21 protein-coding genes are annotated in these 23,731 nt (G+C 63.1%); 12 read left to right on the top strand and 9 right to left on the bottom strand.

The window, feature by feature from the left end; translation table 11 throughout:
- Positions 1-93: 93 nt before the first annotated feature.
- The 3 genes from ACYPXD_RS19560 to ACYPXD_RS19550 all read left to right on the top strand — a co-directional run bounded on the left by ACYPXD_RS19560 (position 94) and on the right by ACYPXD_RS19550 (position 2,172).
- Positions 94-1,089, top strand: coding sequence for a GlxA family transcriptional regulator (locus ACYPXD_RS19560; protein ID WP_459714730.1), 996 nt, complete (start codon positions 94-96; stop codon positions 1,087-1,089).
- 367 nt (positions 1,090-1,456) lie between these two features.
- Positions 1,457-1,729, top strand: a complete 273-nt coding sequence (locus tag ACYPXD_RS19555) for a DUF4148 domain-containing protein (RefSeq protein WP_459714727.1) — start codon at positions 1,457-1,459, stop codon at positions 1,727-1,729.
- A gap of 239 nt (positions 1,730-1,968) precedes the next feature.
- Positions 1,969-2,172 (top strand): DUF2970 domain-containing protein, encoded by a 204-nt coding sequence (locus tag ACYPXD_RS19550; RefSeq protein WP_459714723.1) that lies wholly within the window; start codon positions 1,969-1,971, stop codon positions 2,170-2,172.
- Here ACYPXD_RS19550 and ACYPXD_RS19545 read toward each other — a convergent pair.
- Genes ACYPXD_RS19545 through ACYPXD_RS19525 form a run of 5 tightly spaced genes read right to left on the bottom strand, consistent with a single transcriptional unit; the run spans position 2,169 to position 10,352 of the window.
- Positions 2,169-3,596, bottom strand: coding sequence for a heavy metal sensor histidine kinase (locus ACYPXD_RS19545; RefSeq protein ID WP_459714720.1), 1,428 nt, complete (start codon positions 3,594-3,596; stop codon positions 2,169-2,171). The genes ACYPXD_RS19550 and ACYPXD_RS19545 overlap by 4 nt on opposite strands.
- Positions 3,593-4,297 carry a heavy metal response regulator transcription factor IrlR gene (irlR, locus tag ACYPXD_RS19540; RefSeq protein ID WP_459714717.1) on the bottom strand — a complete coding sequence of 235 codons (705 nt, stop codon included), beginning with the start codon at positions 4,295-4,297 and terminating at the stop codon, positions 3,593-3,595. The genes ACYPXD_RS19545 and irlR overlap by 4 nt, the downstream gene beginning before the upstream one ends.
- The gene (locus ACYPXD_RS19535) at positions 4,285-7,521 is read right to left on the bottom strand and encodes an efflux RND transporter permease subunit (RefSeq protein WP_459714715.1); all 3,237 of its coding nucleotides are present in this window, start codon (positions 7,519-7,521) and stop codon (positions 4,285-4,287) included. The genes irlR and ACYPXD_RS19535 overlap by 13 nt, the downstream gene beginning before the upstream one ends.
- A 57-nt stretch (positions 7,522-7,578) precedes the next feature.
- Complete coding sequence (locus ACYPXD_RS19530) at positions 7,579-9,045, bottom strand: efflux RND transporter periplasmic adaptor subunit (protein ID WP_459714712.1); 1,467 nt, start codon at positions 9,043-9,045, stop codon at positions 7,579-7,581.
- 44 nt (positions 9,046-9,089) lie between these two features.
- The gene (locus ACYPXD_RS19525; RefSeq protein WP_459714710.1) at positions 9,090-10,352 is read right to left on the bottom strand and encodes a TolC family protein; all 1,263 of its coding nucleotides are present in this window, start codon (positions 10,350-10,352) and stop codon (positions 9,090-9,092) included.
- A gap of 167 nt (positions 10,353-10,519) precedes the next feature.
- On the opposite strand from ACYPXD_RS19525, the gene ACYPXD_RS19520 reads away from it, so the two are divergent.
- Both ACYPXD_RS19520 and ACYPXD_RS19515 read left to right on the top strand, forming a co-directional pair.
- Complete coding sequence (locus tag ACYPXD_RS19520) at positions 10,520-10,966, top strand: hypothetical protein (protein WP_459714708.1); 447 nt, start codon at positions 10,520-10,522, stop codon at positions 10,964-10,966.
- Positions 10,967-10,979: 13 nt separating this feature from the next.
- Entirely contained in the window at positions 10,980-11,474 is a 495-nt protein-coding gene (locus ACYPXD_RS19515) for an MgtC/SapB family protein (RefSeq protein ID WP_459714706.1), read from the top strand.
- Positions 11,475-11,694: 220 nt separating this feature from the next.
- On the opposite strand, the gene ACYPXD_RS19510 is transcribed toward ACYPXD_RS19515, so the two are convergent.
- Positions 11,695-12,738: a transporter gene (locus ACYPXD_RS19510; protein ID WP_459714704.1), complete on the bottom strand. Its 1,044-nt coding sequence runs from the start codon at positions 12,736-12,738 to the stop codon at positions 11,695-11,697.
- Positions 12,739-13,105: 367 nt separating this feature from the next.
- Here ACYPXD_RS19510 and ACYPXD_RS19505 point away from each other — a divergent pair, with 367 nt between their 5' ends.
- The 5 genes from ACYPXD_RS19505 (at position 13,106) to ACYPXD_RS19485 (ending at position 18,303) form a co-directional block, all read left to right on the top strand.
- Complete coding sequence (locus ACYPXD_RS19505; protein ID WP_459714702.1) at positions 13,106-15,499, top strand: HAMP domain-containing protein; 2,394 nt, start codon at positions 13,106-13,108, stop codon at positions 15,497-15,499.
- Between the two features lie 72 nt (positions 15,500-15,571).
- Positions 15,572-16,294 carry a methyl-accepting chemotaxis protein gene (locus ACYPXD_RS19500; protein ID WP_459714945.1) on the top strand — a complete coding sequence of 241 codons (723 nt, stop codon included), beginning with the start codon at positions 15,572-15,574 and terminating at the stop codon, positions 16,292-16,294.
- A gap of 9 nt (positions 16,295-16,303) precedes the next feature.
- Complete coding sequence (locus ACYPXD_RS19495; RefSeq protein WP_459714700.1) at positions 16,304-16,918, top strand: hypothetical protein; 615 nt, start codon at positions 16,304-16,306, stop codon at positions 16,916-16,918.
- Positions 16,919-16,955: 37 nt separating this feature from the next.
- On the top strand, positions 16,956-17,915 hold the full coding sequence (locus tag ACYPXD_RS19490; protein ID WP_459714698.1) for a chemotaxis protein CheX: 960 nt from the start codon (positions 16,956-16,958) through the stop codon (positions 17,913-17,915).
- A 22-nt stretch (positions 17,916-17,937) separates the two neighbouring features.
- Positions 17,938-18,303 carry a response regulator gene (locus ACYPXD_RS19485; RefSeq protein ID WP_075159281.1) on the top strand — a complete coding sequence of 122 codons (366 nt, stop codon included), beginning with the start codon at positions 17,938-17,940 and terminating at the stop codon, positions 18,301-18,303.
- A 140-nt stretch (positions 18,304-18,443) separates the two neighbouring features.
- On the opposite strand, the gene ACYPXD_RS19480 is transcribed toward ACYPXD_RS19485, so the two are convergent.
- A complete protein-coding gene (locus ACYPXD_RS19480; protein WP_459714695.1) occupies positions 18,444-18,992 on the bottom strand; it encodes a hypothetical protein in 549 nt (182 codons plus the stop codon).
- 256 nt (positions 18,993-19,248) lie between these two features.
- On the opposite strand from ACYPXD_RS19480, the gene ACYPXD_RS19475 reads away from it, so the two are divergent.
- Positions 19,249-20,283: a hypothetical protein gene (locus ACYPXD_RS19475; protein WP_459714693.1), complete on the top strand. Its 1,035-nt coding sequence runs from the start codon at positions 19,249-19,251 to the stop codon at positions 20,281-20,283.
- Positions 20,284-20,332: 49 nt separating this feature from the next.
- The gene (locus tag ACYPXD_RS19470; protein ID WP_459714691.1) at positions 20,333-21,442 is read left to right on the top strand and encodes a glycosyltransferase family protein; all 1,110 of its coding nucleotides are present in this window, start codon (positions 20,333-20,335) and stop codon (positions 21,440-21,442) included.
- 104 nt (positions 21,443-21,546) lie between these two features.
- Here the strand turns inward: ACYPXD_RS19470 and ACYPXD_RS19465 are convergent, their stop codons facing one another.
- Both ACYPXD_RS19465 and ACYPXD_RS19460 read right to left on the bottom strand, forming a co-directional pair.
- Complete coding sequence (locus ACYPXD_RS19465; RefSeq protein ID WP_459714689.1) at positions 21,547-22,248, bottom strand: hypothetical protein; 702 nt, start codon at positions 22,246-22,248, stop codon at positions 21,547-21,549.
- Between the two features lie 19 nt (positions 22,249-22,267).
- Positions 22,268-23,662, bottom strand: coding sequence for a selenium-binding family protein (locus ACYPXD_RS19460; RefSeq protein ID WP_459714687.1), 1,395 nt, complete (start codon positions 23,660-23,662; stop codon positions 22,268-22,270).
- Positions 23,663-23,731: the final 69 nt, after the last annotated feature.

Below are 23,731 nucleotides of genomic sequence, written 5' to 3'. Positions count from 1 at the left end.
CTCCGATGACAAGGCAAAGAATAGGGATTGTTGACGGCTTCACAAACGTCAGATATACCCTCAATTCATGACGTGCTGGACGGAGGACACCCCATGCACAGCATCGGCTTCGTCGTGTTCCCCAACTTTTATATGATGGGTTTCGCTGCGGTCACCGCATTCGAGCTCGCCAATCTCGTGCTCGAAGAGACGGCATATGAGGTGACTGTCGTTTCCGAAACAGGTGGACTGATATCGGCGTCGGCGGGAATTCGCGTCGATAGCCAGCCATTCGGCGACGCCGTGTTCGATACGGTGATGTTTGCTTCGGGAATCGAAACCAACCTCCGTTCGCCCGCCCTCACGGCCTTCGTCAAACACTCGCTCAAGACTTCGAGGCGCGTCGCGGCGCCGTGCACAGGGGCCTTTGTCCTGGCCGAATCGGGTGCGCTCGATGGCCGTCGCGCGACGACCCATTGGCGATTTGCCGGCGATCTGCAGCGTCGCTTTCCGGAAGTGGCCGTCGACGGCGACCGGATTTTCGTCGTGGATGGCTCGATCTGGACATCAGCGGGGATGGCGGCCACGATCGACATGGCGCTTGCCATGATTGAGAAAGATCACGGCAAGGACGTATCGCGCACAGTGGCGCGCAAACTCGTCGTCTATCACCGGCGCGCCGGCGGTCAGTCGCAGTTTTCCGCGTTGCTCGAGCTGGAGCCGAAGTCCGACCGGATTCAGAAGGCCATTAGCTACGCCAGCACGCACTTGCGCAACGCGCTCTCCGTCGACGAGCTGGCCGAAGTCGCCAATCTTAGCCCGCGACAGTTCAGCAGAGCGTTTACCGCGGAAACGGGCCAATCGCCCGCGAAGGCTGTCGAGCAACTGCGGGTGGAAGCCGCGCGGCTGATGCTCGAGCAGGGGCGCCATTCGATGGATGTCATTGCGAACGAAGTCGGCTTTTTCGACCGCGATCGCATGAGGCGCGCATTCATTCGTACCTTGGGCCAGCCGCCGCAATCGGTCCGGCGCGCCAGAAGAGAAAGCCGAGCGGTGCCGGAGCTGGAGCGGGAAGACGACGGCGGTGTTCAGCCCCCTCGCGAGTTCTGAAGGCAGGACCCCGCGCCGTTTGCCCGCATCCGGACCGCCGCCCCGCAGCGCGTCCGAAATCGAGCGAAGCGCACGGCAAACATGTGCTTTTCCGGCAAGCCCTCGCCGACTATCTCGACGCGTTGTCGCTCGACGCGCATGCGGCTGTTCTCGATCCTGGATGCGGCACGGGAATCGTCGCGCGTGCCGTTGCGAGTCGAGGCGATTGAAGTACCGCACCTGTCCTGACGTAGCGGCCACAAAAAAAAGGATGCACGCCGTTCCTATCAGATTTGTCATCTACCGCTCATCGTTGCGCACCGTCTTCGCTCCAGACTGAAGCTCAGATCAGCCACCGAGGTCGATCGAACTTCAAAGGAGAAAAGCCATGAGCATCGCGAAACTTACCCTGCTGGCGCTTGCCGCGTCACTGAGCGCCGCATTCGTTACGGAAGCCGCGCTAGCCCAGCAAAAAACCCGCGCGCAGGTCCAGCAGGAACTCGCCCAGGCCCGCCATGACGGCGTGGTTCCGGTCAGCAAGGCCGGCTACCCGCCGAGCGCCGATCAGATCGCCCGCAACAAGGAACTGCACACGATCGCGAAGCACGCGGGAGAGGTGAGTCCGGGTATGGACCAGCATGACGCGATCGCATCGCGCTAGCCGTCACGATGCCGCCGGGGCGTGCGCTACCCGCAAACCCCCGGCGGTGACCGCAGCCGCACACCAACCGGAAAACGCGCTCTTCCTGCGACAAATTGCCACCGATGCTTCCCGAATTTCGCGTGCATCTGCTGCTGTTTCCGATTCCTGAACGGTCCGAAGATTAGGGCAACCGAGGGCAAGCCGAAGGCAAAGCGAAGGCAAACCCGCGCAAACCCGATACCGTCAGGAGCAGAACCATGGAATTCCTCCGCCTCGTCCGCATCGTTCTTACGAGCTTCTTCGGCGTGCGCAAGCGCGCGTCGCATGAATCCGACTTCGCCAACGTCAATATCGTTCTGCTGCCGTTTGTCGCGGTACTGATGGCCTTTTGCATCGGCGCGGTGATTTTCGGTGTCGTGCATCTGGTCGCGCATGCGACCGCGACCGTGCAGGGGTTCTAGGCCGACGCCCCTTCGGCGCGTGCCGGAAACTTCAACCAGAAGGTCGTGCGCACGTGCGGCTCGCTTTCCACGCCGCACTCGCCGCCGTGCAACTGCATGATGGACCGGACGATCGCGAGGCCGAGCCCGGCGCCGCTGGTGCCCGATGCGAGGTTTTGCCGCGCCGGGTCGGTGCGGTAGAACCGGTCGAAAATGCGCGTGCGATGTGCCGTGTCGATGCCCGGCCCCGCGTCCGATACGGTGATGGTCGTGCCGCCGGTGCTGATTGCGAGGCACTGAATTTCAACGGTCGAGCCATGCGGCGCATGCGCCAACGCATTCGACAGCAAGTTGCTCAAGGCACGCTGGAAAAGCAGCGGATTTCCATAAACGACGCCCGCACCACGCACATCGAACGTGACTGAAGCGCATTCGGCCATCGGTTCGTAAAAGCCCGCAACGCGCGTGACCTCCGCAAATGCGTCGAACGCTCTCATCGGCACCGCGCTCTGCGCGCTATCGGAACGCGCGAGAAACAGCATGTCGTCGATCATTCTCGACAGGCGCTGATATTCGTCGACACTCGCCTCGATCACCTCGCGATACTCGTCTGCCGAGCGCTTGCGCGACAACACGACCTGCGCGTGCGCCAGCAGGTTCGTCAAGGGCGTGCGCAAGTCGTGCGCGAGGTTCGACGAAAACTGGCCAAGACGCGTGAACGATTCGTCGAGGCGTGCGAGCATGCCGTTGAACGCTCGCCCCAGATCCTGCAACTCGCCTGCCGCCTGCAGTTCGGGCAACGGTTGCGCAAGACGGCTCGTCGACATGTGTTCCGCTTGTGCGACCAGCCGCCGCAAAGGGCTCAGCCCAAACAGAGCGATGCCATACGCGAGCCATGCGGCGATAAACACGCCGCATACCTGAATCAGCACAATCGTGTACGCGTACGTGCGCAGCAATGCACGGTCTGCCTTCGCGTCGTATTGCACGACCACACGTACTGCGTTGTCGTTGCCGCCAAGAGGAATAGCGGTTGCGAGGTAGCGAAGCGCGAATTGAGGCGCCTGAACGACGATAGGCGCCGGCACCAGCCGGACGCGCTCGAGCGTCGCGGCAACGTGCGCGTTGTGCCGATAGCCGGGTGTGCTCAACAACTGACGGTCTGCGCTGTCGAAAATCGCAAGGCTCAGATTGGCATGCCCGTGCAGCATATCGATCCACATTTCCTTCAGGTACGGAATCTCCTCGATTGCATGGACCTCGGGCAGATGAGTCTTGAGCGCGGACATCGTCGCATCCATTTCGGCGGCCGCCGACGCTTCGATGCGATTGCGCAGCGCCTCGTGCAGCGTGAAGCCGCTCAACGCGAGCACAGCCGTGCTCGATGCGACGATCAGCACCGTTAACCGAGCCCGCAGCGTACGCGGCAGAATGCAGGCCCTCATGGCTGACTTCCGCCGTCGCGCGGGTCAACGCTGCCGCGCTCCTCGAGCACATATCCCATGCCGCGCACGGTATGAATGAGCTTCGGTTCGTACGCGTCGTCGATCTTCGCGCGCAAGCGCCGGATCGCCGCATCGACAACGTTGGTGTCGCTGCTGAAATTCATGTCCCACACCTGTGATGCGATCGTCGCGCGCGGCAGGATCTCGCCTTCGCGACGCATCAACAGCCACAGCAGCGCGAATTCCTTGGCGGTCAGCAGAATCGTCGCGCCCTGGCGCAGTGCTTTGCGGCGCGTCAGATCGAGTTCGAGGTCGGCAATTTTCAGCGTCGTTGCGTCGCGCGGCTGGCCGCGCCGCAGAATCGAACGCACGCGGGCCAGTAGTTCGACGAAGTCGAACGGCTTCGCGAGGTAATCGTCGGCGCCGAGTTCAAGGCCCTTTACGCGGTCGTCCACATCGTCGCGCGCGGTAAGGAACAGCACCGGTGTCGACTGCGTGCGCCGCAGGGTCTGCAGCACCGACCAGCCGTCCTTGCCGGGCAGCATGACGTCGAGAACGACGAGGTCGTAGTGCTCGGTTTCGGCCTGATGCAGGCCCGTCACGCCGTCTTCAACCCAGTCCGTTACAAAGCCCGCTTCATTCAGGCCTTTTTGCAGATAGTGGCCGGTTTTCGGCTCGTCTTCGACAATCAGGATTCGCATTGCACATTACCTCGGCGGCTACGGAGTAACGAAACTGCGGCTTCACCGCGCGCATAGGCGGTGCGGTAAAGCACAGGCAGAACGAGCAGGGTCAGCGCGGTCGACGAAAGAATTCCGCCGATCACCACGGTCGCAAGCGGGCGCTGCACTTCCGCGCCGGTGCCCGTGGCGAATGCCATCGGCACGAAGCCGAGCGCGGCGACGAGGGCCGTCATCAGCACGGGCCGCAGACGCGTCAGCGCGCCCGTGCGCACGGCGCGATCGAGGTCGATACCGTCTTCGCGCAATGTGCGGATGAATGACAGCATTACGAGCCCATTCAGCACCGCGACGCCCGATAGCGCGATAAAGCCAACCGCCGCGGTAATCGAAAACGGCAACCCGCGTAACCACAGTGCAACGATGCCGCCGCTGAGCGCGAACGGAATGCCGGTGAAGACGAGCAGCCCATCCTTGACGTTGTTGAACATCACGTACAGCAGCACGAACACCATCAGCAAAGCGGCCGGCACCACAATGCGCAGGCGCTCGCCCGCACTTTGCATCTGTTCGAATTGGCCGCCCCATGCGAGCCAGTAGCCGGGCGGCACCGAGACGTCGCGGGCGACTTTCGCTTTTGCTTCGGCGACGAACGAACCGACATCGCGGCCGCGCACGTTCGCGGTCACGACGATGCGCCGCTTGCCGTCTTCGCGGCTGATCTGGTTCGGGCCCGGTGCGACGTCGAGCGAAGCGAGTTCGGCAAGTGGCACGTAGGCCGGGCGCGTGGCTGCTATCGCCGCGGTGGCCCCGTTGGCGGTGATCGCCGCGCGAGCCGCACTGGCCGCGCCCGCGGCAGGCGGCAACGCAATCGGCAGCCGTGCGAGCGCCTCGGGATCGGAGCGCAGCGCATCGGGCAGGCGCACGACAATATCGAAGCGCCGGTCTCCCTGAAACAGCAGGCCCGCATTGCGCCCGCCGATGGCAGCCGCGACTGCGTCCTGCGCATCGCCGATGCTCACGCCGTAGCGCGCGAGCTTGTCGCGGTCGAATGCGACGGTCAGCACCGGCAGCCCCGCGCTCTGTTCGACCTTCACCTCCGATGCGCCCGGCACTTGCGACAGGGCGGCCGCCAGCCGGTTACCGGTTTCGCTGAGCACACGCATATCGTCGCCGAACAGTTTTAATGCGACGTCGCTGCGCACGCCGGAGATCAACTCATTGAATCGCAACTGAATCGGTTGAGAAAACTCGTAAGCGTTTCCTGGGAGTTCCGACAGAACATTCTCAATTTCTTGCCTCAATTGCTCGTGTGGCTTGCCGGGATCGGGCCACTGCGCAACCGGCTTCAGCATGATGTAGCCGTCGGACAGATTAGGGGGCATCGGGTCGGCGGCAATCTCCGCGGTGCCGGTGCGTGCGAACACGCGCTCGATCTCGGGAAAGCGTTGTTTGAGCGTGGCTTCAATGGTCTTTTGCATTTCGACGGATTGTGAGAGGCTCGTGCCCGGCACGCGCAGCGCCGCGACGGCGAGATCGCCCTCGTTCAGGCTGGGAACGAATTCGCTTCCTAGCCGCGTGGCAAGCAGCAACGCGCCGCAGACCACGGCCAGCGCTCCCGCAAGAACGCGCTTCGGATGACGGATGAACAGGAAAAGAACCGGCTCATAACGCCGCTTCGCCCAGCCCATCAGCCGATTTTCCTTTTCTTCGATGCGCTTTCCGATAAAAAGTGCAACAGCCGCCGGAATGAAGGTGACGGTCAGCGCCATCGCGGCGGCGAGCGCGAGCACGACGGTGATCGCCATCGGATGGAACATCTTCCCCTCGACACCCGTCAGCGCAAAGATCGGCACGTACACAACCATGATGATCAGCTGCCCGAAAATCAGCGGCCGCCGCGCTTCCTGCGATGCGGCGAACACTTCGGCAAAGCGCTCGTCGCGCGTGAGCGCGCGGCCCGCAAGCGTCTGCGCGTGGGCGAGCCTTCTGATGCAGTTCTCGACGATCACCACCGCGCCATCGACGATAATCCCGAAATCGAGTGCCCCGAGGCTCATCAGATTCGCGCTGACTTTGGCGTTCGCCATGCCGGTGAACGTAATCAGCATCGACAGCGGAATAACGAGCGCGGTGATGATGGCGGCGCGAACATTCCCTAAGAACAGAAACAGAATCGCAATGACGAGCGCGGCGCCTTCGATAAGATTTTTCTTAACCGTCTGAACGGCCTTGTCGACCAGCGTCGTGCGGTCGTAGACCGGTACCGCGCGCACGCCCCGCGGCAAGCTGCGATTGATTTCGACCATCTTCGCGGCCACCGCTTTTGCAACCGTGCGGCTGTTTTCGCCCATCAGCATGAAGACGGTGCCGAGCACCGCCTCGCGTCCGTTCGCGGTCGCGGCGCCGCTGCGCAGTTCGCGTCCGACATCGACCTGCGCAACGTCCTTCACCCGCACTGGAATACCGCCGGCGTTGCCGAGCACGATATTCGCGAGGTCGTCCGTGGAGTTCGCCTGTCCGGGCACCCGCACGAGGTACTGTTCGCCGCGCTTCTCGATGTAGCCGGCGCCGACGTTCTCGTTGTTGCGCTCGAGTGCGCGCACGATATCCGCGAGCGTGAGCCCGTACGACATCAGTTTCGCCGGGTCCGGCGCAACGCGAAACTCCTTCACGTATCCGCCAATCGAGTTCACTTCGGCAACGCCCGGCACGTTGCGCAGTTGCGGTCTGATGACCCAGTCCTGCAACTCGCGCAGATCGGTCGGTGTATAGCGCGTGCCGTCGGGCTTGCGCGCATCGGTGTCCGCGTCGACGGTCCACAGGTAGATCTCGCCGAGCCCGGTCGACGTCGGCCCCATCGCCGGCTCGATGCCTGGCGGCATCTTGCCGCGCGCTTCCTGGATGCGCTCGTTCACCAGTTGCCGCGCGAAATAGATGTCGGTGCCGTCCTTGAAAATGACGGTGACCTGCGACAGGCCGTAGCGCGATATCGAACGCGTTTGCTGTAGATGCGGTAGCCCGGCCATGGCCGTTTCGATCGGGAAGGTGATGCGCTGCTCGGCTTCGAGCGGCGAATACCCGGCTGCCGCGGTGTTCACCTGGACCTGCACGTTGGTGATATCGGGCACGGCGTCGATCGGCAGCTTGCTGTAACTGTAAATACCAGTCGCGGCGGCCACGGCGGTGGCGAGCAGGACGAGCCAGCGGTGTGCGATCGCGGCGCGTATCAGGCGTTCGAACATAGGTGGGGTGACCCTGGTGATAAGACGAAGAGAAAGGCGGTTGTGTCGCGCATCGCGTCAGTGCTCCTCCGCGCTGCCTTTGCCGAGTTCGGCCTTCAGGACGAATGCGTTGGCCGCCGCGTACTGCTGGCCGGGCTGCAGGCCGGCGACGATTTCGATGGTTTGCGCATCGCGTCGCCCGGTTTGCACCGGCTGCGCGACGAAGCCTTTTGGCGACAGCACAAACACGGACGGCGCACCATCGATGTCGAGCAATGCGTCGGCGCGCACGGCGACGGGAACGTCCTGCGCGCCGGCATCGACGTCCACGTCGACGAACATGCCGGGCCGCCACGCGCCGCCAGGGTTCGGCAACACGACGCGGGCAGGCGCGGTGCGCGTCGCTTCGCCGAGCAAAGCGCCGACGAACGCGATGCGGCCGCTTGCGCTCGAGTCGAACGCGCTCGCGCTGACCGTCACCTCGCGGCCGACGCGCACGTCGTTCAAACGTTGCGCGGGCACGGCCATTTCGGCCCACACGGAAGAAAGGTCCGACAGTACGAAGACGTTGGCGTCGGCGGCGACCGCTTCGCCCGCCACGACGTGTTTCTCGATGACGGTTCCCGCAAACGGCGCGCGCAGTTCGTAGCGGTTCAAGGCGCTGGCACTTGCGCCGGATGTCGCGTCGAGCGCCGCGAGCTTCTGGCGCGCGTTCTGTGCGGCGATTTCCGCTTCGCGCAGTTGCGTCTGCGCCTGCAGATAGTCCTGCTCGGCGGAGATGCGCTCCTGCCATAGCGACCGTTCGCGTTCGTACGTGGTGCGCGCCGCGCTCAGGCGGCGCTGCGCGGCAAGCCATTCGCTGCGGCGGTCCGCCAGATCGGGGCTCGAGATAACCGCCAGCAGCTGCCCTTGCCTGACTGTCTGTCCGATCGATACGTCCACGCGTTCGACGATGCCCGCGACGCGCGGCACGACATGCGCGGTGTGGTCTTCGTCGAGTTTGATTTCGCCGGGCAGGCGAATGCGGTTGATAACCTGCGCGGGGCTGGCACGCGCGATTTCAATGCGGCTGGTTTTGATCTGCTCCGCGTTGAGCGCGATTGCGCCGTCTGCTTGCGAGAAGGCGAACGACGCGGAGCGGCTGTCCGCCCCCTTTGCTCCGGCGGTGACGGCGATTGTCGCGTCGAATACGTGTGGCTTTGCGATCGCCTCGGTGCTGGTGAAGCGCGCTGATGCATCGGTGGTAAAGCGCAACATTTGCCGCGTGCCGTCGTAGCGCTTGACGGAGCCCGTCACGCTGACGTCCCGGGTAACGGCCTTGCCGTCGACGAAAGGGAAAACGACGAGCCGTGCGTCGCCGTCTTTTTCTGACATCGATACTTCGATCGCGAGCGCACCGCTTTTCAATAGTGTGCCGCCATGGTTTCCCGTCGTACGATCGGTTGCTGCCGCGACGTTTTCGGATAGCACGGCGGCGCGTGCCGGTTCGCGCATACGCAGGATCACCGCGACGACAATCGCGATCAGAATGAATGCGCTAATCATGGCACCGGTCCTGTATTGGCGCGTCGAAATGGAATTTTTCATGGTCAGAAGCCCGTAGAAGAGACGGCATCGCGATTGGATGAAGATGCGGGTATGGGTGCGCCAATCAGCCGGCCAATCTCCGCGTACGCGCGATGCGCGTCGCCAAGCGCCTGCACATATTGCGATTCGCCCTGAAACAGCGTGCGCTGTGCATCGAGCACATCGAGGAAGCCGAATTTGCCGAGTTCATAGCCGCGCGACATTGCGTCGAGCGCCTCGCGTGCCGCGGGCAGCACATCGGCTTTCAGGCGGCGCGCTTCGTCGGCCGCGGTTTCATACGCGGCATACGCTTGCGATAATTCGAGCTGTAGCCGGGCACGTGCGGCGTCGACGTCCGCATCGGCTTTTTCGGCCTGATGCACGGCCTCGAGCAGCGCACCCTTGTTCGTATCGAAGATCGGCAACGGGATCGAAATGCCGATCACCGCCTGATTGATCGGCGCGCCCGTGGTCGAGATGCGCTTCATGCCGGCACTGATCGTGATGTCCGGAATACGCCTGGCTTTTTCCGCGGTGATCGCGGCGTTGGCGCGCAGCGCTTCGGCGCGTGCCACGCGCGAATCGGGACCGCTGTCGATGCGCTGTTGCAGTTGAGCCAGCGGATCGACAGACGGAAGCGTGTCGAGATCGCCTGTTGCGGCACGCTCGCGCGGCGCCTCGCTGCCGGTCGCATTCGCAAGCACGTCGACCGCGGTGGCCACGCGGCGGCGCGCGTTGGCCGCTTCGATACCCGCGGCGCTGGCGGCAACGCGCGCCTTCGTCGCTTCGACCGGCGAGACCTTGCCGGCAAGCACGCGCCGGTCGGCGATGCCGGCGGAGCGCGCGGCAAGCTGCGCCGACTCGTCGGCCACCTGCAATTGGCGCTGCGCCGCAAGCAGACCATAGAACGCGCTCGCGACATCGGCCTGCAACGCGGCCGTGCGGCTATCGAGCGACGCGAGCGCGGCTTCGCGCCGATACGACGCGACATCGAGGCGCGCATCGCGTTTACCGCCGAGTTCGATGGTCTGGTTGATCAGCGCGGTCGACGTGCGGTCCGCGCCGCTGAATCCTTCCTGCAACAGCGACAACGATGGATTCGGGCGCGCGCCGGCTTGCATGATTGCGCCGCTTGTCGCGTCGGCATTGAAGCGGGCGCTGCGCAATTGCGGATTGTTTTGTGCCGCGAGCGCGAGTGCGTCGTCGAGCGTAAGCGGTTCCGCGCGGGCCGTCGCCGCTCCTAACGTGAAAACCAGAAGTACTGTTGAAAATGTGTGTCTATACATGTAGCGAACGCATCGTGAGACTGGATGCGATCGATGCTACGGATCAGGTTCAGTGCGAAGATGAGCCGAACATGACATTTCCGTCATGTAGCAATGCACGCGTATTTTCGGGACGTGGGCGTCGGCCGGTCTAGAATGGTGGGCCTGACTGCTTAACGGAAGATGTGATGAAAGATGCATTCGAACGTCGGGCACTGCTATTGCACCTCGCCGCGGTGCTCGATGCGATGGACAAGGTGTTGTCCCATGCAGGCGATCAGATGACGATGACGCTGCGCGAACTTGTGTCCGCCCAGCGTTCGCTTGCGAAGTTGCCGTTGTTGCAGCATGTATCGGGCGAGATGACCGCGCGTGACTTCGCGCAGCGCGTGAGCGCGGCGTTTGCTGTGTGGCCGGCGGCACTGCTTGAAGTGGAGTTGAATCGCGAGCGTCTTGCGGCCGTGGTGCGCGACGCGCTGTTTGCCGCGCACCACGACGGCTGGCGCGACTATGTGGCGAGCCTGAAAGGCGAGGTGCCGTGGTTCGGCGATGGATTGGCGCCGCTGCCGCGAGCCGCATCTGAAGAAGCCACCGCCGGCCTTTATCCGTCGTGGCCATGGAAACCGCAAAACTGAACTGAACGCGCCTATGCTGTCCGGTCCCATTTTCAACGAAGCGTTGCTGCGGATGGTTGTCGCGATGCTGGTCGGCTGCGTCATCGGCATCGATCGCAACATGCGCGGCAAGCCGACAGGCGTCAAGACGCTCGGCCTCGTCGCGCTCGGCTCGTGCCTGGTGACGATGGCCGGCGCGGGGTTCGCGCTGCACGGCGTCGCCGGTAGCGACGCCACGTCGCGGGCGATTCAGGGCATCGTGACCGGCATCGGCTTTCTCGGCGCCGGCGTGATCGTGCAGAACGCGGACACCGACAAGATTCGCGGCCTGACGACGGCCGCCTCGATATGGGTGACGGCGGCGCTCGGCATTGTGTGCGGCGTCGGCGCGTGGTCGATTGCATTGATCGCGACGCTGCTGTTTATGGTGTTGCTGATCTTTGGCCGCGTCGCCGAACATGCACTGCATCGGCATTGGCTCACGAAGCCGAAGGAACATCGCGATGCGATGATCGAGGACGAGGAGTAGGGCGCTGCTTGCCACGCGCCCGTGCTACCCGGCTCGCCGCCGTCAGTCATTCGTCCGATGTGCAAGTGCCACCGGTGCTTTCTCTTCGGGACTTCCGTCAACGAAGTACTTGTCCGCTCACGTCCGATCCGGCTGCAAGATGAGCCGCTCGCGTGTGCGGCCGCTCTGCTGCTCGCTAAGGCGCGCGGCTTTCAGCGGCGAAGCGACCATCGAACGATATTCAGCCGCCCGAAGAGCGGCCTGTGCGCCTGAATACCCACCAGCCCGCGAGCGCCGTCAAGCCGACCACGGTCAGCACCATGACCCAGAAGCCATGATGATTTTCCGCAAGCGGAACGCCGCCGACGTTCATGCCGAAAAGACCGGCGATGATATTGATCGGCAGCGCCAGCACCGTGACGAGCGTCAGGGTGAACAGCGTGCGGTTCGTCTGCTCGTCGAGACGCGCGGCAATTTCTTCCTGCAGCAGCTTGATGCGTTCGGCAAGACCGGACAGATCGCCGAGTACGAGTGAAAATTCTTCGGTCGAATCGCGCAAATGCTGAACGTCCTGTTCCGATAGCCACTTCGGCGGGCGCACCAGCAAGCGGAAAATCGAACCGGGCTCCGGCGCGAGCAGCCGTTGCAACCGCACGAGCACGCGGCGCATCGCGCCGAGATCGCGCCGGCTCTCCACCGACTGTTTCGACAGGAAGTGGTCTTCAATACTGTCGACTTCGATGCTGCTCGTGCGCACGATCTGCACGAGCAGGTCGGCCTGATCGCGCATCAGATGAATCAGCAGTTCCGCCGGCGTGCTGAAAATTTCGCCCTCGCGCACCGCGGCGCGCAAGCGGTCGACCGAGCGCAACTGCTTGAGGCGCGCGGTAACCATGATGTTCTTGTGTGTGTAGACCCACAGCGTCGCAATATCGGACGGCGTCTTCTCGAAGTCGAAGATGACGTCGTTGACGACCGCAAGCAGCGCGCCATGCTGATGCTCGATACGGGTGGAGTGCGAGCCTTCGCGCAACGCCTCGAAATATTCGTCGGGCAGGTCGAGGTGCGCGCGCATCCATCGTTCGCTCGCGACATGCGCAAGGTTGAAGTGCAGCCACAGAAAGTCGCCGCTCGCACGATCGCGGTTCGCTTCGTGATCGGCAAGCCATCGCGTGACGGAATCGGAGTCGATCGGCACGCCCGGTTGGCCGGAAACGAACCGGAAGCTGCAAACGAGACCCGACTGGTCTGCTCCGTAAGTAGAAGGCGCCAGGTTCAGTTTCATAAGCAAATGACGCTGTGACCGAAAGAAAACGGGGGGAACTGAGCGAGAACCGAATGAAATCGGGGAAAACTTATCAGATTTTGCCGGATATTGTGACACATGCGTTTCGCCGCCCACGCATGTAGCCACGCCTGCGGCTCCGCGTGCATCCCCGCGTCGACCCGACCAGCGGCCCGATTTATACCTAATTTTAAGGCTTCGCGCGGCGCGCAGCCGCACCCGATATTGTGATGATTCATCGTTCAGTCACATTCATCCACAACAATCGCGACGCCGCTCGACAAACGGGCCACTGACATAAGGCGACACGATCCCGCTGCAACGACAGCGAGACACCTACGCCGGCACTACCTCGGGGAATCGCAACATGACTATCCGTCATCGCATTACGCTTTTAGTGATTTTGATGTTCGTCGCCCTGTCTGCTATCGGCGCTTACGCCGTGTACCAGACCAGAGGGAGCGCAACCGAAGTCAGGAAGGTGACGGAAGGCGTCGTGCCGAGCGCGCTCGCGTCCGCCGACCTCGTCTCGCAGGTCAAGGACGTTCAGATCGCCACCATGACGCTCGTCTATGCGCCCGATGCCAACATGGTCTCGCAGGCTGAAGACGAGCTGAAGAAAAAGCGCGAAACGCTGAAGCAGGCACTCGCCCTGCAGGGCAAAGACGCGGCGAGCCAGGCGCAAAAGGGGCTCGTCACGCAAGCGCAGGAAAGCCTCGCCAACTACTTCGCCGCCATCGACGACACCGCGAAAATGAAGCTCGCGGGCAAGAACGAAATGGCGCAGGCGTATCTGTTCGCGAATGTCGCCGAGTATCGCGACGAACTCGAAGGCATCGTCGAAACGCTGCGCATCGAGAAAAACCGCCAGAAAGACGAGGCCATCGCCGGCCTGAACAACAAGCTCGCGACCACCACGACGGCAATCGCCGCCGTGACCGGTATCGCCATCTTGCTGCTGACCGGCATCGGCGCGCTGCTGTACCGCCAGATCACGCGTCCGTTGTCGCGCATGCAGGCGATGATGAGCGAGATTGCCGCGAGCCAGGACTTCACGCGCCGCGTGCCGGTGGGCCGCCTCGACGAAATCGGCCGCTCGATTGTCGCGTTCAATGGCATGATAGAAAAGATCCAGGAAAACCAGGCGCTGCTGAAGCAGAAGACCGCCGATATCCAGGCGATGCTGCAGAACATGCAGCAGGGCATTCTGACCGTGGTGGACGGTGCGGTGATTCACGCGGAGTATTCGGCCTACCTCGAAGCGATCTTCGAAACGAAGGACATCGCAGGCCGTTCGCTGATGGATCTCGTGTTCACCGATACCGATCTCGGCGCGGACGCTCTCTCGCAAGTCGATGCGGCGACGCACGCCTGCCTCGGCGAAGACGCGATCAACTTCGAGTTCAACCAGCATCTGCTGGTCAGCGAAATCGCGAAGCGCATGCCCGACGGCCGCGTGAAGACGCTCGACCTGAGCTGGTCCGCGATCACCGATGAAACCGACACGATCGTGCGCCTGATGCTGTGCGTGCGCGACGTGACCGAGCTGCGCAAGCTCGCGGCGGAAGCGGGCGAGCAGAAGCGCCGCCTCGAGATGATCGGCGAAATTCTCGCCGTGAACGAAGAGAAGTTCCATCACTTCATCGACAGCGCGAGCGGCTTCGTCAGCGAAAACGAGCGCATCATCCGCAAGCACGAACTGCCGGACGGCAGCGCGATTGCCGAGCTGTTCCGCAATATGCACACCATCAAGGGCAATGCGCGCACGTACAACCTGCAGCATCTGACGAACGTCGTGCACGAAACCGAGCAGCGCTACGAAGAACTGCGCCGTGCCGATACCGAGCGTGTGTGGGATCAGGAACAACTGATGGCCGAACTCGACCGCGTGCGCGAGGCGATCGACAGCTACGCGAAGATCAACGAAATCAGCCTCGGCCGCAAACGTCTCGCGCGCCGCGGTGGCGCCGACCGCTATCTGATGGTGGACAAGGACCATATCGCGCACAGCCTCAAACTGCTCGAGACCGCGAATACCGGTGACGTCGACGCACTCGTCACGATGCGCGATGCGCTGCACCGGATGCTGCGCGTGCTCGGCACGGAAAGCGTGGCCGAAACGCTGTCGGGCGTGCTCGATTCGCTGCCGTCGCTCGCGGCCGAACTGGGCAAGGAAGCGCCGGTCGTGCGCATCGACGACAACGGTTACCGCTTGCGCAGCCAGGCCGGTGCCACGATGAAGAACGTATTCATGCATCTGCTGCGAAACTCGATGGACCACGGCATCGAAGCGGCCGCGGCGCGCATTGCGCAGGGCAAGCCGGTTGCGGGTGCGATCGATATCGAAGTCGGCGTGGACAAGCACGCGCTGCAAGTCACGCTGAGCGACGACGGCCGCGGCCTGGCGCTGAGCCGGATTCGCTCGATCGCGGTCGAGCGCGGCTGGATCGATGCCCACGCGCGAGTCAGCGACGAAGAGATCGCCGAGTTCATCTTCCGGCCGGGCTTTTCGACGGCCGAGCAGGTAACCGAAGTTTCGGGCCGCGGCGTCGGCATGGATGCGGTGCGCGACTTCCTCGATCGCGAACACGGCAGCATCGAGCTGCGCTTCACCGACGATCGCAAGGGCGCCGAGTTTCGCCAGTTCCAGACGATCGTCTGCCTGCCGGACAGCTTCGCGGTGGATAGCCTCGGTACGGACGCACGTAGCGACGACACGGCGCAATCGCCGTCGATCGGTCACGGTCACCTGGCCGGTTGAGCCGGCTAGCGAGGCGCGGGCCGCGTCGCCGGCTTGCTCGCCTCGCGTCAATGGAATGCTTGAAGGATGGGTGTGATTCAACAGTATGTGGCAACAGCCGTTGCGGCCGGCGGGGTGACCGCCGTGCTCGCGTTCGTCGCGCACCGGCTTTGCCGCGCGCGACTGGTCAAGCGGTTGCGCGACGAAGCCGAGGCGCGAATCGATGCGCTCGCTCGCGACGACGACCGTCATACCGCGTTGCTTGCGCAGGCGGAAGACCACAAGCGCGAGCTCGAAGCATCGATCGAACAGTTGCGCGATGCGCTTGCGCAGCAAACCGCGCTGGTCGGCGAAACACGCGCGTCGTTGCATCAATCGACTGAAAACCGCGAGCAGTGGACGCGCGACGCGCAGCAACTGGCTCGCGAAGCATCGCGTCTGAAGGGGCTCGCCGGGACGTTCGAGCGCTGGCACGAACAGATGATCTCGCTGATGACACAGAACCAGGATATGCACACGAAAAATCAGGAGCTGTCGTCGATCGTGCGCCACGTGGTGATCGTGTCGCTGAACGCGTCGATCGAGGCCGCGCGTGCGGGCCAGGCGGGGCGCGGCTTCGCCGTGGTCGCCAGCGAAGTGCGCGCGCTCGCCGCGCGCTCGGAGGAACTGTCGAAGAGCTATCGCGATAGCCTCCATCGCAACGATCTGACGACGACCGCGACGTTTCAGGACATTCAGGCGGGCGGCAAGATGGTGGCGGCGTCGCTCGCGAGTGTCGAAGCGCTCGCGAACCAGTTTCAGGCAAAGCTTCAGTAGGCGCCGGACGTGATTAGCGCACAAGCGAAGGAAAGCTTCGAGCGCATCCTGCAGAAGGCTGCGCAAACGAGGCTCACGGTGGACCCGGCCGATACGTGTCAAATCGTGCTGCAAACGCGGCAGGGCGTGAGCGTGAGCGTGAGCGTGGGCGCGGGTACGGCTGCGGACGCCATCGCGAACAAAACGGTGGCCCGGACGACGACCGATCGCGCAAATGTTGCGAACGTCGTGGTCCTGACAATCTCCTCGATTTCGTTCCGGCTGCTGCTGTTGCTGCAGGTGAACCAGGACGCCGCGACGGTCGAGTACTACACAAAGGGCGACGCGGAGCGGCCGTTTGGCGAGGTGTTCCAGGAAATCTGCAACCTGTGCTGCGGCGCGATCAATCAGGAACTGCTGCGCTACTTTCCGGACCTCGGCATGTCGACGCCGTATATGTTGAGCGCGCGTTGCCTGCCGTATCTGGAGGGGCTCAAGCCCGAGCTGCTCGAGACGTGGGGCGTGACGATCAACGATGCGGTGCAGCTGTCCGCCACGTTGTGCGTGTGCGCGCATGGGCCGATCGATTTCATGGCCGATGTCAGCGTTGCCGAAGACACGAGCGGCGAACTCGAACTGTTCTGACGTATCCGTATCTGTTAGTCAAACCCGCAGGCAAGCAATGAACCTCAACAAACCGGTCAGCAAGGTGCTGGTGCTCGACGAGAGCCCGCTGCACATGGACACCATCAAGCGCTTCTGCGACGAAAACAACCTCGTCGGCGTGAAGGTGCGTAAAAGCCGCCTGCTGTCGGTGCTGCGCGCGAACATCGATCTCGGCGCGATCCTGCTCGACGAAAACTACGGCGGCTCGCTCGACGAGGCCGCGGCAATCGCGAACCGCGTGTATGCGGTGCGCCCCGAATTGCCGATCATCATGCGGCGCGAATCGCGCACGACGCTCGGCGATCTGCCCGAAAGCCTGCGGCAGATTATTTGCGCGGCCTATGTGGCGTCGGACATGTCGCCGCTGCGCGAGGTGATCGACCGCTATATTTTCAGCCTCGATTATCCGAATGCGCTCGTGCGCGGCATTTCGGAGATCAGCGAGTCGAAGCTCTCGACGTTATTCAAGGACTTCACGATTACCTGTGCGCCGCCAACCATCGTGCGCGACCGCATCATCTTCGGCGAGGTGTTCAGCCTGATCGCGCTCGAAAGCGCATGGTGCCGCGGCTACATGATGATCCAGGCCGAAGAAGAACCGCTGCTCGCGCTGCTCGACCGGCGCGGCACGGGCGACGGCGCCGCCGACTTTCGCGACCTCAACGATCTGCTCGGAGAACTGACCAACCTGATCTGGGGCGCGTTCAAGAACCGCTATCTGGGCGATGCCGACACGCTCGCGCGCGCTCAGGTGCAAGTGCCGCTGCTTGTCAATCACCGGCAGAAATACATTTCCTTCGGCTCGGAAAACCCGCAACTGTGCTTCGTTTATACGATCACGGACGAGGAATCGGGCCGTTCGGTCAACCTGCATCAACGTTTCGTGTTCAGCCTCAGCTGGTCGCCCGAGGAATTCAGGGAGATTGCCGAGCAGCCGGGCACGACCGTCGAAGCAGGCGAACTCGATCTCTTCTGATAGGTGTTACGGAGAAACCAGCATGGCAAAGATTCTGGTAGTGGACGACTCGAGCACGGTGCGCGACGAAGTGGCCGGCTTTCTGAAGAAGAACGGTCTCGATGTCGACACGGCAGTCGACGGCAAGGACGGGCTCGCGAAACTGAAGGCCAGCCCGGGCACGAAGCTCGTGATCAGCGACGTGAACATGCCGAATATGGACGGCCTGACGATGGTCGAGAAGATTCGCGGCGAACTCGGCAATGCGACGGTCAACGTGATCATGCTGACCACCGAAAGCAGCCCGGCGATGAAGGAGCGCGGCAAGGCGGCGGGCGTGAAGGGCTGGATCGTCAAGCCGTTCAAGGGCGAGGCTGTGCTCGAGACGTTCCGCAAGCTGGCGGGCTAAAGGTCGCGCGGCACGGCGGCGCTTAGCTTTAATGCGGTGGCTTCAAGTTTCGAGGCAGTATCAAGACAGGAGTGTCGGACCGGCAGGTCGGCGCGGCAGCAGGGGAAACCGCCGCGCGCCTGTTTCTTTCGTATTTTCGCTTACGATTTCGCGGGGCGGCCCGTTTTCACGGTGTCGAGCGCCGACACGGCGGCGACGAGCCGCTTCACGGGCGCTTCGGCGAGCAGCGCGAGACCCGCGCGCAGCAGTTCGCTTTTCTTCACCGAGACGCCTGCGTCGAGGCAGCGCTGCTTCAGTTCGGCGATCTTGACGTAGTCGGACTTCGGCATGGTGAAGCTGTCGCGCACAACCTTGTCTTTCTTGGCGCGGCGTACTTTTTCTTCCTTGCCGTCTTTCAGGGCCGCCGCGGCCTTCACATCCTTAACCGACTTGACGGCCTTTCCGGCAGGCTGTTGCTGCTGCGTTTGAGCTGCTTTCGGCGCCTTAGCGGCCGCTTGTTCTGCTTTGGCGGCGAGTGCGACGGTTGGGGCCGCGGCTTGGACGGCCCTGGCGGCGGGTTTGGCAGCAGGTTTTGCGGCGGGTTTGCCAGATTTCACTGCCTTCGCGGTTTTAATTGCTTTCGCGGCTTTTGTGGTTTTGCCGGCGCTCGCATTGCCCTTCGCCGGCGTTGCCTTTTCAACTTCTGCCATTACTCGATCTCCTTCGGAATCTTATAAACGATATAAACAGTATATACGGTTTTTTTGAGCGTCAATTTTCGCGCTCCGTTGCCATCGGGCATATGGCGAAGCATGTGATCCGCATAAGCGTTCGAGGTTTGAGCGGCTCAATGCGTAACAGAGCGTAATCATTAGGCTTTATGGCAGTAACGCGTGTAATACGCGACGGCACTAGACTGTGGGCCACTCGGTGCGCCACTCCCGGCGCACGGCTGGGGAACCCCATATGCTGTCAGTCGACCGGGCGGCATCGTTACGCGATGCCGCGGCAGGGGCGCCGGAGGCCAGCGCCTATACATGGCCACGCCGAACCCGGCGGTTTTCCGCCACCCTCTGCAAGCTCCTCTACCGCTGGACCCATTCCCGCGCGTATCGTCATAACGAGCGCCTGTGGCGCGCGGTGTCGATCGATCGCGATGCGCAGCGATGTATTGCGTCGATGCGAATCGGGCACCATCGGCTCGCGATCGAAAACACGTCCACGCTGCTCGGTTCCCGCACCGGGGCCTGTCACCTGATTGCCGCGGGCCCATCGATCAACGCGATCGATTACAGCAAACTCGATCTCGATCACGTAATGGGCGTGAACGGCGCCATCGCGCTGCAGGACAGGCACGATGTGCGTTTTGACTACTATTGCATTGTCGATGCGGGGTTTGCACGCAACCGGCCCGACCTCGTCGCGCGCGTCGTGCAGCAGCCGCTCATCCTGTTCGCGACGCCGCTGGTACTGTGGTACATCGCGCAGTATTTTCCGCTGGACGGCATGCGCTGCCGGGTATTCGTGATCGAAGACGTGCAGTATCCGGCGGGAAAACGTGCGGTGCGCGGCCGCGATCTGAGCGCGTCGCATGCGCCAGGCGACCTCGTGCTGTTCGATGAAGCGCGCGTGCTGGGCTTTAGCCTCGACGTGCGGCACGGCGTATTCGACGGCTGCACGGTCGCGTATGCGGGCTTGCAGGTGCTGCATTCGCTCGGCTTCGACATCGTGTTCCTGCATGGTGTCGATTTGCGCAATGCGTCGCGCACGCCGCGCTTTTACGAAACCGGGGGCAATATGCAACCGAGCGCGCTCGACCGGAATTTCGGTGCGCATATCGAGCCTTCGTTCAGGCAGGCGTCGGCCTTGTTGAAGCAACGCGGGGTGCGCGTCGTCAATCTGTCGACGGACAGCGCGCTCGATGCGGAGATCTTCGAGAAGCGAAGCTGGCACTCGCTTGTCGGCCTGCGAACGCGTATCGCGCGGAAAATGCGTGCCTGAAGCCGCAGCGGCGCAATGGCAGCTACGATCGCATGCAGGTTCCCATCCGATGAGGGTCGTTCACCTATCCAACACGCCGGTTGCCGGCAGCCCCGGCAATATCGTGTCGGCACTCAATCGTCTCACCGGGATTCGCGCACGCCATGTGGTGTTCAATGCGGCCGCCTATCGCACGCGCACTTTCGCCGTCGACATCGACTGGCAGACGCAGCAGCAACAGGCGCTCGACGCGATTGCCGAAGCCGACGTCATTCACATTCACCAATACTTCTCGCTCGATGAAACGTTCGGCGCCAATTTTCACAAGCGGTTCGGCGACAAGAAGCTGATCCGTCAATATCATTCGGCCCCGCATTTATGGGCGAACGGCGACGCGAGCCTGCTCGAACGCATTGTGAAAGAAGGCGTGCCGCAACTGGTGATCGCGCAGGGCCCCGAGCGCTTTTATCCGTACGCGCGCGTGGTGCCGAATGTCGTGCCGATCGACGACCCGCGCTATTTGCCGCATCCGGAAGCGGACGGCTCGCCGATCGTGACGTTTTCGCCGAGCGGGCGCGCGTCCGCATGGAAAACGCGTTGGGAGACGAAGGGCGTGCCGCAAACGCTCGCGCTGTTGCGCAAGCTCGAACGCGAGGGCCTGTGCCGTTTGCAGCTGATCGTCGATACGCCGCACGACGAGTGTCTTCGTTTGAAGGGACATGCGGCCATCGCAATCGACGAATGCGTAACCGGCAACTATCACCTGAGCGGACTCGAAGCACTTGCGCAAGGCAAGCCGACGCTCGGTTATCTGGACCAGCGCGTACAGTCGCAATTGCGCAAGCTGACCGGCGCGGCCGATCTGCCGTGGATCGACGTGCGACTCGAAGAAGCGGAAGCGCCGTTGCGCGCGCTGCTCGCAGACCGCACGCTGCGCGCGGAGATCGGCTCCGCATCGCGGCACTGGATGGAGACGCACTATGCGGAGCGCGCGACGATCGAGCACTATCGGCGCGCCTATCTCGACCTGTTCGAAGCGCCGCAGCGTTTCGGGGTTTCGCGCTTCTCGGGCGAGGCCGATGCGTGGCGCGCGAGAGTGTGCCCCGATTACAACTGGGCGGCGCGCAGGCGTTTGCATGCAGGTTGGCGCGACCGGTTACGCGCGTGGATGAAAGGCTAAAGCGCGATTTTGATGGTGAGCCGATCCGGGATCTCGCACGCGAGAGGTGAGAACATCCGGGACCACGACCGTGCATGTGTGCACGCGTACATCGCGGCCGTTTTTCACGACCAGGCTGTGACGATCAGCAGCGCGCCCGTCAGCGTCAACGCTCCGCACCACAGCCAGTCGAAATTGATCCAGCCACGGCGCAGCATGCCGAGCCCGAGGTATTCGTAGGCCGCGAACGCAATCGCGCCTTCGGTCACGAGGGTCACGACCGTATGCAGGGCCGTCATCTGTCCCACCATTTGCAGCGACGCAGGCAGCAAACTCGCCGCCGCCCCGGGAGCAATCGACGCGGAAGCCGCGGCGGTGGACGCCGAAACAGCAGACGCCCCGCCGCAAACCGGCAGCAGCGCCGGAATCAGCATCAAGCCCGCGCCATGCAGGGTCGCCATTGCGGCGGACCACAGCGCGAGCCCGACGAATCCCGCGGTCATGCCGACCCTGACGCGATGACGGTGTCCGTACAGATGGTGATACACGGCCCACGCAATCAGCACCGCGCCCATCGCGACACGCAGATGCGAAGTCTGCACGAATACGCCGAACGCGATCGCCGAAGTTGTCACGAGCAGCACCGACGCCGCGTGACCCAGCGCGATCGGCGGCAGCGCAAGCAGCATCGCCTTGCGGCTGCCGCGCTGCAAGCCGAGTGCGGCGGCGAAGAGCCATCCCATGGCCGGATTCACGCCATGAAACACGCCGCTGCCGATCACGGTGGCCCACGTCGAGGCGAAGCCGCCCGCCAACAGATCGTTCATAAAGGGCCCGCTGAACGCATTACGGATAGCAGTACGAGTCGGACGAACCGTCGCCGCCTTCGAGGCGAATCTGATGCGGACGATGCGTGCTCGGCCATTCGAGGAAAAACTTCGAGTCGAACGCAAGGCCGCCGCCCGGCGCCGCATCGAGCTTGACCATCCAGCCGTTGAGCCCGTCCGGATAGAACTGATCGTCGATGACGCCGTACAGCGAGTTCGTGAAGTACACGCGCTTGCCGTCGCGGCTCACTTCGACCATTTGCGGGCCGCCGTTCAACGGCTTGCCGCTTGCGCCCGCATGGGTCGCGCGCGACACGATGCCGCCGATGCGCACCGTGCCCGTCAGCTCGGGACGGAACGGGTCCGACACATCGTACTGACGCAGGTCGCCGGTGCCCCAGCACGAAACGTAGAGGTAACGGTCGTCGAGCGACAGCGCGATATCGGTGACGAGCGGCGGCACCGCGCCGAAGCCTTTGAGCATCGGTGGCAGCGCGTCCGCATCGGCCGGCTCCGCGGGAATTTCGATGACCTTGCGCGCCGCCCACTTGTCGCCTTCGCGGTACCACGTCCAGATCGACGACGAAAGATCTTTCAGGCTGATCACCGAGTTGACGAAGCCGTGCGCCATCGTCGGGTTATGCGCGGGGCGCAGTTCGAAAACGAGCTGGTTTTCCGCGCCGAAATCGATCACCTGCTTGTGCTTGCGCGTGTTGATGTCCCAGAAGTGCAGACGATGGCCGTATTTGCCGCCGAGCAGCACGTCCGGCACGAGGCCGTTTTCGAAGGTCGCGGGCAGCCCCCATTCGCTCGTGACGACCGTGTCGTAGCCGAGATGCCACCACACGTCGTAGGCGAGTTCCTGCGGGCCGCGCTCGATTTCCCAGCGGCCGCGAATATCGAACGTTTCGTGATCCATCAGGAAGATGCCGCCCGGCGCTTCGCCCTGCTCGTTCGCCAGCGACGCGACATAGATGCCGGCCGGCCCGCAATGGACCGTATGCGGCCGCGTGTAGCCGCCTTTCGATGCGACTTCGTCGGGCTCGAGCACGCGCACGATTTTCGGGTTCCGGCCGTCGGGTTTCGTGTCGATGATATGAATGCGCGACGAACGCAGCCCCGGCACGACCAGATAACGGCGTTCCGAATGCGGATGCGGCGCATTGGGGCACAGACAGGAACTGCACGCGTTCCAGCCGAAATGGTGCAGTTCGTCGCCGACGTTCGGCATCTCGACGCGGTTGACGATTTTCCCGTAGTCCGCGGATGCGGCGTCGACATCGACCACGGCGATATCGTCGGGCATTTTCCGCGACGGGTCGAAGCTCGCCACATACGCGAGCGTCTCCTGCGGCGCGCTGCCTGCGAGCCGCGCCGAAGGATAGAAGGTGGGATCGGGTTTCCACGTCGCCATGTCGGTTCTCCGGGTGGGGTGATCGATGCTGCGCCGCGACAACGCGCGCTTCACATTGCGTAAGCGATG

The sequence above is a fragment of the Paraburkholderia sp. 2C genome, from assembly GCF_054589215.1.
The sequence above is the reverse complement of the archived record's forward strand: the minus strand, read 5'-3'. Positions and strand labels throughout refer to the sequence as shown.